This window comes from Pseudomonas sp. W15Feb9B, assembly GCF_000828175.1.
GTDB classification, from domain to species: Bacteria; Pseudomonadota; Gammaproteobacteria; order Pseudomonadales; family Pseudomonadaceae; genus Aquipseudomonas; species Aquipseudomonas parakoreensis.
On sequence record NZ_JTKF01000011.1, the window covers coordinates 126,823 to 138,673 of the forward strand.

Sequence of the window (11,851 nt, forward strand, 5' to 3'; positions counted from 1 at the left end):
ATTGCGAAACATTGTTATTCGCGACGAATTTACATTCTTTACAATTTAACCTTACGGTTTTTGCCGATTCATCCGTCATGCGGGTTTTACACAACCAATAAGAATCAATACCATTGGCACCCCTTTACCATCAGGTACGATCGCCATGCTGCTGCACATCCCCGGCCTGTTCGGCAAAGAAGAAGTGCAGCGCATCCGCGAGGCGCTGGAGCAGGCGGATTGGGCCGATGGCAAGATCACCGCCGGCTATCAGTCGGCCAAGGCCAAGCACAATCTGCAACTGCCGGAAGGCCACCCACTGGCCAAAGAAATCGGCGCAGCGATGCTCGAACGCTTGTGGAAAAACCCGCTGTTCATGTCGGCCGCGCTGCCGCACAAAGTATTCCCGCCGTTACTCAACTGCTACACGGCGGGCGGCAGTTTCGACTTTCACATCGACAACGCCGTACGTCAGCCCAAAGGCAGCATCGAGCGGGTGCGCACCGATCTGTCGGCCACGCTGTTTTTCAGTGAACCCGAGGATTACGACGGCGGCGAACTGGAAATCCAGGACACCTTCGGCACGCAACGGGTGAAACTGCCCGCCGGCGACATGGTGCTGTACCCCGGCACCAGCCTGCACAAGGTCAATGCCGTCACCCGTGGTGCGCGTTATGCGTCGTTCTTCTGGACGCAGAGTCTGGTGCGCGAAGACAGCCAGCGCGCCTTGCTGTTCGAGATGGACGGGGCGATCCAGCAGCTCACTCAGGACATGCCTGATCACCCGTCGCTGATTCGCCTGACCGGCACCTATCACAACCTGCTGCGGCGCTGGGTCGAGGTATGAGTTTTCAACTGCGGCGCGAGGAGGTGCTCGACGTTGCGCAGCTCAGCGCCATGCTCGAAGAAAGTCCGGCGCGTGCGGCGCAGGCGATTCTGCTCGCCGCCGGCCAGGGCATTGTTGAAGCGCAGGCGTTGCTCGGGCAGATCCTGCTCGATGGCCGTGGCATTGCTCAGGATCAAACGTTGGCACTGCGCTGGTTCGCCATCGCCGCCGGGCAAGGGCACCTGATGGCGCGCAACATGCTGGGCCGTTGTCATGAGCATGGCTGGGGATGCGTCGCGAATGCCGCGATTGCCGCGCAGCATTATCGAATCGCCGCTGACGCGGGGCTGGATTGGGCGATGTACAACCTCGCCAATCTGCTGGCGACCGGGCGCGGTGTCATGGTCGATCAGCGTCAGGCATTGGCGTTGTATCGGCGCGCCGCTGAAGCGGGCCATGCGAAGTCGATGAACCTGCTGGGACGGTATCTGGAGGAAGGGCGGGCAGGCCCGATGGATCTGCCAGCGGCGCACGATTGGTATCGACGCTCCGCCGAGGGTGGGGATTTTCGCGGGCAGTTCAGTCACGCCGCGATCCTGGCGCAAGCGGGGCGAATCGAAGAGGCGCTGCAATGGCTGCGCAAGGCTTTGCTGCTCGGCAATGTGAAGTTCTTGCGCGTCAGCGGCGAATCGTTGCTGGCATCCAAGCATCCGCAGATACGCGCCATGGGCGCCGAGTACCGTCAGCGTCTGGCGGCCCTTGACGCCGAGGCGCCTGCTCTCCATCAGTAATCGAGGGCAGGCGCCTTCGATCACCCGCGTAACCAGCGTCCCTGCAGCGGGATCAGGTAATTGCGCAGGGACTGGCTGTGTTCCAGCACTCGTTCGCCACGCCGCAGAACGTCTTCATTCGGCGCAGCCGTGACCGCACCGAGAAACGCGGACAACGCAGCCGTCAGTTTGCCGGTCTCACTGACATAGGTTTGCTGGTGTGGCACAACCTTCTGCGTATCTTTCAACTGGCGGGTCTTGTCGTCATTGTCGCGCAGTTGCCTGGCCAGCGACGCCACGCGCTCCTCGCGTTGTGCAAGGCGCGTCTGGATGATCTGGCGCGCCTTGATCAGATCCTTGTATTTGATCAGCTCGTTGGCTTCGTCGAGAAACTTGTTGGCGATAATCAGTCCGGCCTCCAGCGCCGCCGCCTCAGGGGTGGTCGGTTTGTTGCCGATGATCGCCTTCAGTTGTTCAAGCAATGGCTTGATTCGATCAATGAATGTCAGCTTTTCGAACTCGGCAATGGCCAGATTCAGAACGGTTTCATCGTCTTTCAATTCAGCCAGCGGGATTTGCTCGGCGTCGTACTCCCGGGTCAGATTGATTTTGCTCGCGGCCAGCTCTTCAAGTCTGAAACGGTTGTTGCTGATGCCGATGCTCTGCACCCCGAACACACTGTTGTGCAGCGAAGTGTGGAGTCTGGTCATTTGTTCAGTGCACAGCTTGATCAGTTGGGTGACGATCTGCGAATACTGCTGGCGTGCTTTTTCAACCTGAGCACTCGGTTCACTGGCGTTGAGGCTGGCCAGTGCCTGCAGGTTTTCGTTCAGGTCGTCGGTCTCCAGCGCTGTGATTGCCGAAGTGAAGATATTCGCGGCCGTAAGATCAAGGTCGCTGACGGCGGCATTCAAAGCGATCAACTCATCGCTCAAGGCTTTGATGTAGAGGTTGGCAGAGCCAACGAGCGCTTGATAACGAATTGCCTCGCGGCTTTCTTGAATACGGCCGAGGTCAGGCTGGGCATAACTGAGGTTTGTCATGATGAATATTTCCTGAGTGATTGGGTGGCGTCAGTCGAATGCGTGGATAAGTTGATTCGCGTTGGCTTGAACGGTTTTCCAGTTTTTAATGACAATCTTGAAACTGGAGACAAAGCTTCTGAGGGTCAGAAACTCGTGCATGCCCATGACTTTATTTTGCGAAGCGTTGATGTAGTCGGTAACGGAGATCCATAGCGTCTCCAGTTGCGAGGTACTCTGTATCGCGCCTTCGACGTACAGCGACATGCTGTCCAGACCCGACTGGAACTCCATGAGCGTGCCGGCCAGGATGTTGGTTTGTTTGATCTGCTCCGCGAGTTGATCTCGCTGGGCGATCAATGGGCGTAAATGGGTACTCTGCTGAAGTTCGAGCGTTTTGTAATAAACGCTCGAGCTGAGAGGGCCGCCCTTGTAAGCGGCGACAAAACCAAGAATGTGATCAAAAAAATCCGGTGCCGTCTCGCGGGTTTTTTCCTCTATGAGTTTATTCGCCCGATCAATCTCAACATTCAGTTCAGTCAGCTGTCGGTTGAGTTGCGCATCGCCGGCCAGGCGTAGTTTTTCACCAATACTGACGGCAACCTTGTCGTTAAGATCGATCTTGAAGTACTTCAATCGCTCGCTGACATCCACACTGCTGAGCTTCTTCTCGCCGATCGATCTTTCGATGAACGCGAGAGACTCCTGAATGGAGCCGAAACGGTTCTTTTCTGCTTTGCCGATCTCCAGTGGTGGGAGCCGGGTTATTTCTTCTTCGCTCAGCGAGTCGATAGTACCCAGGTAGTTTATGTAACCCGGCATCGTCACGATGGCGTCGATAATTTCCTGACCAAAACTTTCCAGGTCCTCCGAAAAGGTCGAGAGACTTCCGGCCACACGCTTCATCGAATACTCGATGTCGTTCCACGAATTGGCATTGTTGATGATCATATGATTGAGCTGAACAATATCGATCAGCTCCAGACCGATGATGCCGGTGGTGCTGGTTTTCAATTGGCGCTCTACATCTTCGATATTGCGCGGCAAAGCTTTGGCGGCAGAGATGTAGTTTTTTATTTTTCGGATGTCGTCTTTGGTGACGAGCGGGTTTGAGCTGGGCTGCACTTCTAATTCCTTGAGTGGTTGTCAGAGCCTCAAGGTTAATATTGCTTTTGCTTGTGAGTATATGCATTGAGTGTGACTTCTTATTGTTTATTATTTGTCGTTTTTTGACATCTCTTGCATAAGTAGTGGGCGGGTTTGGGTTGTTCGGGATGTGTGTATTTTCTTTTAATATTTAATGGATTGTGGGTGTTTGTTTTCGTGCGCTAAGTTGAGTGTCGGCGTTGTTTAACTTCGCCCTGGGTGAGTGGTTCAGCGTTGTAAGTGAATAGCCAATATACAGTCCGAAGGACTCGTGCAGACAACGAATGGGCTGGCGCTATCCGCCAACCGGGCAACGGCTGATCTGCGTATTAAAGGTCAGACGCTTATTATCAATAGGGAGCGCTCACAGAGAAATTTGCGAATGCTAAAGGAGGAGGTTGACGACCCTGCAGACGCTGACGACGTTCGTGAAGACAGGGAGGCTGAATTGTCGGCTATTGCCAAAAAGATCCATGCGCAGTTGACCCGTATCGAGTCATGGTTGCGCAAATAAACAAAGGCCCATGAAAACATGGGCCTTTTGCCAATCGACGTGCGTTACACGTAGAACGATTTCAGCGGCGGGAAGCCATTGAATTCGACGGCGCTGTAACTGGTGGTGTAGGCACCGGTCGACAGCCAGTACAGACGATCACCGATCGCCAGATTCAGTGGCAGGCCGTACTTGTAGTTCTCGTACATGATGTCGGCGCTGTCGCACGTTGGACCGGCGATCACCACTTCTTCCATCTCGCCTTTCTTCTCAGTCCAGATCGGGAACTTGATCGCTTCGTCCATGGTTTCGATCAGCCCGGAGAACTTGCCCACATCGGTGTAGACCCAACGCTCGACGGCGGTGCGCGATTTGCGTGCGACCAGGACCACTTCGCTGACCAGAATGCCGGCGTTGGCGATCAGCGAACGGCCCGGTTCCAGAATGATTTCCGGCAGCTCATCACCGAAGTCTTCTTTCAGGAAACGGATGATCTCTTCGGCGTAGGTTTCCAGGCTGTTGGTGCGGGTGATGTAGTTGGCCGGGAAGCCACCGCCCATGTTGATCAGCTTCAGGTGGATACCGTCTTCTTCCTTCAGGCGCTCGAAGATCACTTTGACCTTGGCGATCGCTGCGTCCCAGACGCTGATGTCGCGCTGCTGCGAACCGACGTGGAACGAGATGCCGTAAGGCACCAGACCGAGGTCGCGGGCGAGGATCAGCAGGTCCATGGCCATGTCGGTCTGGCAGCCGAATTTGCGCGACAGCGGCCAGTCGGCAGTGGTCGAGCCTTCGGTGAGGATGCGCACATAGACTTTCGAACCCGGCGCGGCTTTGGCGATGTTGCGCAGGTCGGCTTCGGAGTCGGTGGCGTACAGACGCACGCCCTTCTCGAAGAAGTAGCGGATGTCCTTGGACTTCTTGATGGTGTTGCCGTAGCTGATCTGATCCGGGCTGACGCCACGGCTCAGGACTTTGTCCAGCTCATAGATGGAGGCGATATCAAAGCTCGAGCCTTTCTCTTTGAGCAGGTCGATGATCTCGACAGCCGGGTTGGCCTTGACCGCGTAGTAGACCTTGGCGAATTCGAAACCGGCGCGCAGGTCATCGTAGGCCTGGGCGATCATCGCGGTGTCGATCACCACGAACGGGGTTTCCTGTTTGTCGGCGAACGCCTTCATTTTCTGAAAGGTTTCGCGCGCGAAATAGTCTTCGACCTGGATCGACATGCTGGAGTGCTCCTATGGGCAAACGGGTAAAAACATGGGTGTAAATGAACGTCCTCCGTATCCCCACTTTGGTTCGCCTACTTCCCAAGGCATGTCGCCGAAAGCAAAAAGGCCACGGGCGTAACTGCCCTTGGCCTTGCTGTCTCGTCGTCAGTACTTGAGCCGGATGGATCGTTTCCAGCATGGACGTTCGGCGCGAACTTTAGGGCGTGAGGGGCCTGAGATCAACTAAAAATGTCGCGTTTTTGCACGCTTCTGACGTACGTCGCGGATATCACTCTTTGTAGCCGACCGAGATGACGGACAGATGTTCCCCAAGAATTTTCATGTGTTAAAAATACCTGCACGTTCGCCGCTTTTGTCGGCGAAGTCGAAGGTAAGTACGTTAGGCGCAACATCGGCGACGTAGACGGCGAGAGGTGGGCGTGAGGGGGATTTTGATAAATATGGCGGGTGCTTTAGCAGTGCCAGAGCTCCCCTCGGTGTTGATATTCTTTTCCAGTCTTTGAAAACACAAAAAAACTGTGGCGAGGGAGCTTGCTCCCGCTGGACTGCGAAGCAGCCCCCGCTTTTTTAAAGGCAGGGCCGCTTCGCGACCCAGCGGGAGCAAGCTCCCTCGCCACAGGGTAGATGTTCGACCTTTTAATCGATCAGGCGACCACGGCCTCAGCCGGCGAAACGATATTGGTCTTCATGCCCCGCGAACGTCCCGAGCTCAGGTACGCCGCAATCGACTCCTGCGTCACCTCGCCGAGGAACACCCGCTCGGCATCCATCACCGGCAGCCACGAGCGGTTGAACTCGTACATGCGCGACAGCAGGATGCGCAGGTGCTCGTCATACGCTGCAGTGGCGTTGAACTCGCGCAGATACTGCGCGCAGGTGCCGGTCTGGCGATGCAGGTCGCGGCGTCGCACATAACCCAGCGCCTTGTTCTCGGCACAGGTTACCACCACGTAGCGGCGGTCATGCTCGTCCATCAGCTCCAGCGCATCGGCCACCGGGGTTTCCGGGCTGACCGATGGGGCGTTGTCCGCCGCGTCTTCAGCCTTCACCAGCAGCAGACGCTTCAGGGTGCTGTCCTGGCCGACGAAGTTGCTGACAAAGTCGTCCGCCGGGTGCGCGAGCAGGGTGTCCGGGTGATCGATCTGCAGCAGTTTGCCGGCGCGGAAGATCGCGATCTTGTCGCCAAGCTTGATCGCTTCGTCGATGTCGTGGCTGACCATGATCACGGTCTTGTTCAGCGCGCGTTGCATCTCGAAGAACTCGTTCTGGATCATCTCGCGGTTGATCGGGTCGACCGCGCCGAACGGCTCGTCCATCAGCAACAGCGGCGCATCCGCCGCCAGTGCGCGGATCACACCGATGCGCTGTTGCTGGCCACCGGACAGTTCACGCGGGTAGCGATGCAGATACTGCTTGGGTTCCAGCTTGATCATGCTCATCAGTTCGCGGGCGCGGTCGTGGCATTTCTGTTTGTCCCAGCCGAGCAGTTTCGGCACCACGACGATGTTCTCTTCGATGGTCATGTTCGGGAACAGACCGATCTGCTGGATCACGTAGCCGATGTTGCGGCGCAAGGTCACTTCGTCGAGGTCGGTGGTGTCTTCGCCGTTGATCAGGATCTTGCCCGAAGTCGGTTTGATCAGGCGGTTGATCATTTTCAGCGTGGTGCTTTTGCCGCAACCCGATGGCCCGAGGAACACACAGATTTCGCCTTCATTGACGGTCAGGCTTACCGAGTCCACGGCTTTGACATCTTTGCCGTTGCTCTGGAAGGTCTTGCTGAGGTTTTGAAGTTCGATCATTTGAGGAGTCCTTTTGGAGTCAGCGTACGTTGCAGCCACTGCAGGAGAAGGTCGGCGAAGATCGCCAGAAGACTGACCAGCAGCGCGCCGACGATCAGCATCGACATGTCGCTGCGGCTGATGGAGGCGAGGATCAGCACACCGAGGCCTCCGGCGCCGATGGTCGCGGCGATGGTCATCACGCCGATGTTCATCACCACCGCAGTGCGCACGCCGGCGAGAATCACCGGCACCGCAATCGGCAGCTCGACCATGCGCAGGCGCTGGCCGAAGGTCATGCCGATGCCGCGTGCGGCTTCACGGATACCCGGCTCGACGCCGGTCAGGGCGAGGTAGGTGTTGCGCATGATCGGCAGCAGCGAATAGAGGAACACCGCGGTGATCGCCGGCATCGGCCCCAGACCCTGACCGAACTTGGAATAGAACGGCAGCAGCAGGCCAAACAGCGCAATCGATGGCACGGTCAGCAACACTGTGGCGCTGGCTTGCAAGGGACCTGCGAGTGTCGGGAAGCGCGTCATCAGAATGCCCAGCGGCACGCCGATGAGAATCGCCAGTGTCACCGCGATGCCGACCAGGGTGATGTGCTGCCAGGTCAGGTGCATCACCTGCTGCCAGTCGAGGTGGGAAAAGGCGTTCAGAAATTCCATGACTTTTCCTCCTTAATTGAGTGGATGCTGACGCAGGAAATCGGCGGCCACTTTCGATGGGCTTTCGTGATCGACGTCGACCCGCGCGTTGAGCTGGCGCATGGTTTCGTCGTCGAACAGTTGCGCCAGCGGCTTGAGTTGCTCGGCCAGTTGCGGGTGCGCGTCGAGGTAGGCCTGGCGCACCACCGGCGCGGCGGTGTAGTCAGGAAAGTAGTGCTTGTCGTCTTCCAGCAGTTTCAGGCCGAACGCATTCAGGCGGCCGTCGGTGGTGTAGACCAGACCGGCAAACACCTGGCCGTTGCGCAGCGCGGTGTAGACCAGCCCCGCGTCCATCTGCCGGATGTTCTTGCGGGTCAGGTTCATGTCGTAGAGCTTGACCATGCCGTCCAGACCGTCGGAGCGGTTGGCGAACTCGGTGTCCAGCGCCACCAGGTGATTGGTCTTGGCCTCATCGCGCAGCACCTTGTTCAGGTCACTGATGGTGTTGATCTGCGGATACTCCTCGGCGACTTTTTTCGGCAGGGCGAGGGCGTAGGTGTTGCTGAATTTCGACGGGGTCAGCCAGACCAGGCCTTTTTTCGCGTCGAGTTCTTTGACCCGGGCGTAGGACTGTTCGCTGTCGAGTTTTTCGGTGACATGGTTGTAGGCCACCAGCGACACGCCGGTGTATTCCCAGAGCATGTCCAGTTGCCCGCTTTCGTGGGCACTGCGGGCGAGGTTACTGCCCAGACCGCCGGTGATCTGCGCGTCGTAGCCTTTGCTGCGCAGGTATTGCGCGGTGATTTCCGCGAGCAGCGTCTGCTCGGTGAAGACCCGGGCGCCGAGGCGAATAACCGGTTTTTCGGCGGCTTGGGCCAATCCTGCAAACAGCAGGAGGCAGCTCAAGATCAAGCTAAATCGTTTCATAAATATTCCTTCGCAAGAGCCTTAAGACGGGCGCAAACCGCGTTCCAGCCAGAGACGGCTGGCGAGGGTGACCACGCCATCGAGCAGCAGGGCCAGCAGCGCAGTGCACGCGGCGCCGAGCAGCAGTTGCGGCTGATTGTTCAGGGCAATGCCAGGGAAGATCAGGCTGCCGAGGCTGTTGGCGCCGATCAGGAAGGCCAGCGGCGCGGTGCCGACGTTGATCGCCAGCGCCACGCGCACGCCACCGATGATGATCGGCACGGCGTTAGGCAATTCGACTTTCCACAGCACCTGGCGCGGGGTCATGCCGATGCCGACGGCGGCTTCTTTGAGCGAACCCTGAACGTTTTTCAGGCCTTCGTAGGTGTTGCGCACGATCGGCAACAGAGAAGCGAGGAACAAAGCGAAGATCGCCGGACCACTGCCGATGCCGAGAATCCCCAGGGCAATCGCCAGTACGGCCAGCGGTGGCACGGTGTTGCCGATATTGAAGATCTGCATGAAGCGTTCAGCGCGGCCGACCATGCTCGGGCGGCTGAGAAAGATACCGGCGGGGATGCCCACGACCAGGGCAGCCAGCATTGAAGCGAGGACGAGAATCAGATGAGCTTGCAGGTAAAACAACAAATCGTCGCGGTAGTGTTCGATCGTGTTGATGCCGATCCAGTGAACCAGCAGGGCCAGGAGCGCGATCACCACCGCACCTCCCATCAGCCCTTTGCCATAGCGGATAGCCACAGGCGGACTCCTTTTTTTGTAGTCGGCGAACGCAGCTCCGTGTGGCAAGGCCATTCCTGGCTGCCGAAGTCAGCGTTCGCGAAAAGTAGCCGTTTTTCAGGACCGGCAAAGCGATCTGAAAGCGAGCCATGAGCGCAGCCTCGTCAGGCTAACTTGCTGATTTTTCAGCCCCTGACGAAATGTCGTAACAGGGGATGGACGTCTCCGTGCTTTAAAAGGTTCCCACGTCAGATACTGTTTGGCCACCTGTAGGAGCTGCCGCAGGCTGCGATCTTTTGATTTTGTTCTTGAGAGCAAGATCAAAAGATCGCAACCTGCGGCAGCTCCTACAGGGTTTTGCGCGACCGAGGGACGGTGGTTCGGCGGTTACTTTTTAAGCTATACTCGCCGCCCTTTTTTGAATCACCGCCAGGCGATTTCCCATGACCAACCAGGCCGCCGAAGTCGCGAAACGCCGCACTTTCGCCATTATTTCCCACCCCGATGCCGGTAAAACCACGATCACCGAAAAGCTCCTGTTGATGGGCAAGGCGATTGCAGTGGCCGGTACGGTGAAATCCCGTAAATCCGACCGCCATGCGACATCCGACTGGATGGAGATGGAGAAGCAGCGGGGTATTTCCATTACCACGTCGGTCATGCAGTTCCCGTATCGCGAACACATGATCAACCTGCTCGACACCCCGGGCCACGAAGACTTCTCCGAAGACACCTACCGCACCCTGACCGCAGTCGACTCGGCATTGATGGTCCTCGACGGCGGTAAAGGCGTTGAGCCACGGACCATCGCCCTGATGGACGTTTGCCGTCTGCGTGACACGCCGATCGTCAGCTTCATCAACAAACTCGACCGTGACATCCGCGACCCGATCGAGCTGCTCGACGAAATCGAAGCCGTCCTGAAGATCAAGGCAGCGCCGATCACCTGGCCGATCGGTTGCTACCGCGACTTCAAGGGCGTGTACCACCTGGCCGACGACTACATCATTGTCTACACCGCCGGTCACGGTCACGAACGCACTGAAACCAAGATCATCGAGAAACTCGACTCCGACGAGGCGCGCGCGCATCTGGGCGACGAGTACGAGCGCTTCCTCGAACAGCTGGAACTGGTGCAGGGCGCCTGCCATGAGTTCAACCAGCAGGAGTTCCTCGACGGTCAACTGACTCCGGTGTTCTTCGGTACTGCATTGGGCAACTTCGGTGTCGACCACGTGCTCGACGCCGTTGTGGACTGGGCGCCGCGTCCTTTGCCTCGCGTGGCCAACGAGCGCACCGTCGAGCCGGTGGAAGAGAAGTTCTCGGGCTTCATCTTCAAGATCCAGGCGAACATGGACCCGAAACACCGCGACCGTATCGCTTTCATGCGTATCTGCTCCGGCAAGTACGAGAAAGGCATGAAGATGCGCCACGTGCGTACCGGCAAGGACGTGCGCATCGGCGACGCCTTGACGTTCTTCTCTTCCGAGCGTGAACAGCTGGAAGAGGCGTATGCCGGCGACATTATCGGTCTGCATAACCACGGCACAATCCAGATCGGCGACACCTTCAGCGAAGGCGAAGTCCTCGGGTTCACTGGTATCCCGCACTTCGCCCCGGAGCTGTTCCGTCGTGTGCGTCTGCGTGATCCGCTGAAGTCCAAGCAATTGCGTCAGGGTCTGCAACAGCTGGCTGAAGAGGGCGCGACTCAGGTGTTCTTCCCGGAGCGCAGTAACGACATCATTCTTGGCGCCGTCGGTGTGCTGCAGTTTGATGTGGTCGCCAGTCGTTTAAAGGAGGAATACAAGGTTGAGTGCTCGTATGAGCCGATCACTGTTTACTCCGCGCGCTGGATCGAGTGCAGCGACAAGAAGAAGCTTGAGGAGTTTTCCAACAAGGCGGTGGAGAACCTCGCGCTGGATGGCGGTGGGCACCTGACCTACCTGGCGCCGACGCGGGTTAACCTGGCGTTGATGGAAGAGCGTTGGCCGGATGTGAAATTCCGTGCGACGCGTGAGCATCATTAAGCGCTGAGCTGGGTTGTTCGAAAGCCCCTGAGGTGTAGGCCTTGGGGGCTTTTTTTGGGCTTTGTCTTGGCGGCCTTTGGGCCGACCAGGCTTTGGGTGGTTTTGGGTGTATATCCGTTTTTTCGGTGATGGCGGCTTAGGGTTTCGCCCTGACGGCGACTCACTTTTTTTACAAACGCCTAAAAAAAGTAAGCAAAAAAACGCTTGCTCCTGCGTTCGGCCCGCTCGCTAAAGCTCGGGGTCCCTTCGCTCCGGGATTGATCCGGGCGCAGCGCCTA

General features: G+C 57.6%; 10 protein-coding genes. 3 read left to right on the top strand and 7 right to left on the bottom strand.

The window, feature by feature from the left end; genetic code table 11:
- The first annotated feature begins 145 nt into the window (after nucleotides 1-145).
- Both OC71_RS08055 and OC71_RS08060 read left to right on the top strand, forming a co-directional pair.
- The gene (locus tag OC71_RS08055) at nucleotides 146-826 is read left to right on the top strand and encodes a Fe2+-dependent dioxygenase (RefSeq protein WP_041066860.1); all 681 of its coding nucleotides are present in this window, start codon (nucleotides 146-148) and stop codon (nucleotides 824-826) included.
- A complete protein-coding gene (locus OC71_RS08060) occupies nucleotides 823-1,596 on the top strand; it encodes a tetratricopeptide repeat protein (protein ID WP_041066863.1) in 774 nt (257 codons plus the stop codon). The genes OC71_RS08055 and OC71_RS08060 overlap by 4 nt, the downstream gene beginning before the upstream one ends.
- Nucleotides 1,597-1,616: 20 nt before the next feature.
- On the opposite strand, the gene OC71_RS08065 is transcribed toward OC71_RS08060, so the two are convergent.
- The 7 genes from OC71_RS08065 to OC71_RS08095 all read right to left on the bottom strand — a co-directional run bounded on the left by OC71_RS08065 (nucleotide 1,617) and on the right by OC71_RS08095 (nucleotide 9,540).
- Entirely contained in the window at nucleotides 1,617-2,618 is a 1,002-nt protein-coding gene (locus tag OC71_RS08065) for an alpha-xenorhabdolysin family binary toxin subunit B (RefSeq protein ID WP_041066866.1), read from the bottom strand.
- A 30-nt stretch (nucleotides 2,619-2,648) separates the two neighbouring features.
- Nucleotides 2,649-3,722 (bottom strand): alpha-xenorhabdolysin family binary toxin subunit A, encoded by a 1,074-nt coding sequence (locus tag OC71_RS08070; RefSeq protein ID WP_041066870.1) that lies wholly within the window; start codon nucleotides 3,720-3,722, stop codon nucleotides 2,649-2,651.
- A 579-nt stretch (nucleotides 3,723-4,301) separates the two neighbouring features.
- Complete coding sequence (locus tag OC71_RS08075; protein ID WP_041066873.1) at nucleotides 4,302-5,465, bottom strand: type III PLP-dependent enzyme; 1,164 nt, start codon at nucleotides 5,463-5,465, stop codon at nucleotides 4,302-4,304.
- 650 nt (nucleotides 5,466-6,115) lie between these two features.
- Nucleotides 6,116-7,273 (bottom strand): betaine/proline/choline family ABC transporter ATP-binding protein, encoded by a 1,158-nt coding sequence (locus OC71_RS08080; protein WP_003221591.1) that lies wholly within the window; start codon nucleotides 7,271-7,273, stop codon nucleotides 6,116-6,118.
- Nucleotides 7,270-7,923: an ABC transporter permease gene (locus OC71_RS08085; RefSeq protein ID WP_041066877.1), complete on the bottom strand. Its 654-nt coding sequence runs from the start codon at nucleotides 7,921-7,923 to the stop codon at nucleotides 7,270-7,272. Before OC71_RS08085 ends, OC71_RS08080 begins: the two co-directional genes overlap by 4 nt.
- Before the next feature lie 12 nt (nucleotides 7,924-7,935).
- Nucleotides 7,936-8,829: a glycine betaine ABC transporter substrate-binding protein gene (locus OC71_RS08090; RefSeq protein WP_041066880.1), complete on the bottom strand. Its 894-nt coding sequence runs from the start codon at nucleotides 8,827-8,829 to the stop codon at nucleotides 7,936-7,938.
- Between the two features lie 21 nt (nucleotides 8,830-8,850).
- Nucleotides 8,851-9,540: an ABC transporter permease gene (locus OC71_RS08095; protein ID WP_177327907.1), complete on the bottom strand. Its 690-nt coding sequence runs from the start codon at nucleotides 9,538-9,540 to the stop codon at nucleotides 8,851-8,853.
- A 449-nt stretch (nucleotides 9,541-9,989) separates the two neighbouring features.
- On the opposite strand from OC71_RS08095, the gene OC71_RS08100 reads away from it, so the two are divergent.
- On the top strand, nucleotides 9,990-11,573 hold the full coding sequence (locus tag OC71_RS08100) for a peptide chain release factor 3 (protein WP_041066884.1): 1,584 nt from the start codon (nucleotides 9,990-9,992) through the stop codon (nucleotides 11,571-11,573).
- Nucleotides 11,574-11,851 lie beyond the last annotated feature (278 nt).

What these genes read in the sequence shown, in the direction of transcription:
- OC71_RS08075 (WP_041066873.1), bottom strand. Translation starts at nt 5,465, where the DNA reads ATGTCGATCCAGGTCGAAGACTATTTCGCGCGCGAAACCTTTCAGAAA.
- OC71_RS08065 (WP_041066866.1), bottom strand. Translation starts at nt 2,618, where the DNA reads ATGACAAACCTCAGTTATGCCCAGCCTGACCTCGGCCGTATTCAAGAA.
- OC71_RS08080 (WP_003221591.1), bottom strand. Translation starts at nt 7,273, where the DNA reads ATGATCGAACTTCAAAACCTCAGCAAGACCTTCCAGAGCAACGGCAAA.
- OC71_RS08055 (WP_041066860.1), top strand. Translation starts at nt 146, where the DNA reads ATGCTGCTGCACATCCCCGGCCTGTTCGGCAAAGAAGAAGTGCAGCGC.
- OC71_RS08060 (WP_041066863.1), top strand. Translation starts at nt 823, where the DNA reads ATGAGTTTTCAACTGCGGCGCGAGGAGGTGCTCGACGTTGCGCAGCTC.
- OC71_RS08100 (WP_041066884.1), top strand. Translation starts at nt 9,990, where the DNA reads ATGACCAACCAGGCCGCCGAAGTCGCGAAACGCCGCACTTTCGCCATT.
- OC71_RS08095 (WP_177327907.1), bottom strand. Translation starts at nt 9,540, where the DNA reads ATGGGAGGTGCGGTGGTGATCGCGCTCCTGGCCCTGCTGGTTCACTGG.
- OC71_RS08085 (WP_041066877.1), bottom strand. Translation starts at nt 7,923, where the DNA reads ATGGAATTTCTGAACGCCTTTTCCCACCTCGACTGGCAGCAGGTGATG.
- OC71_RS08090 (WP_041066880.1), bottom strand. Translation starts at nt 8,829, where the DNA reads ATGAAACGATTTAGCTTGATCTTGAGCTGCCTCCTGCTGTTTGCAGGA.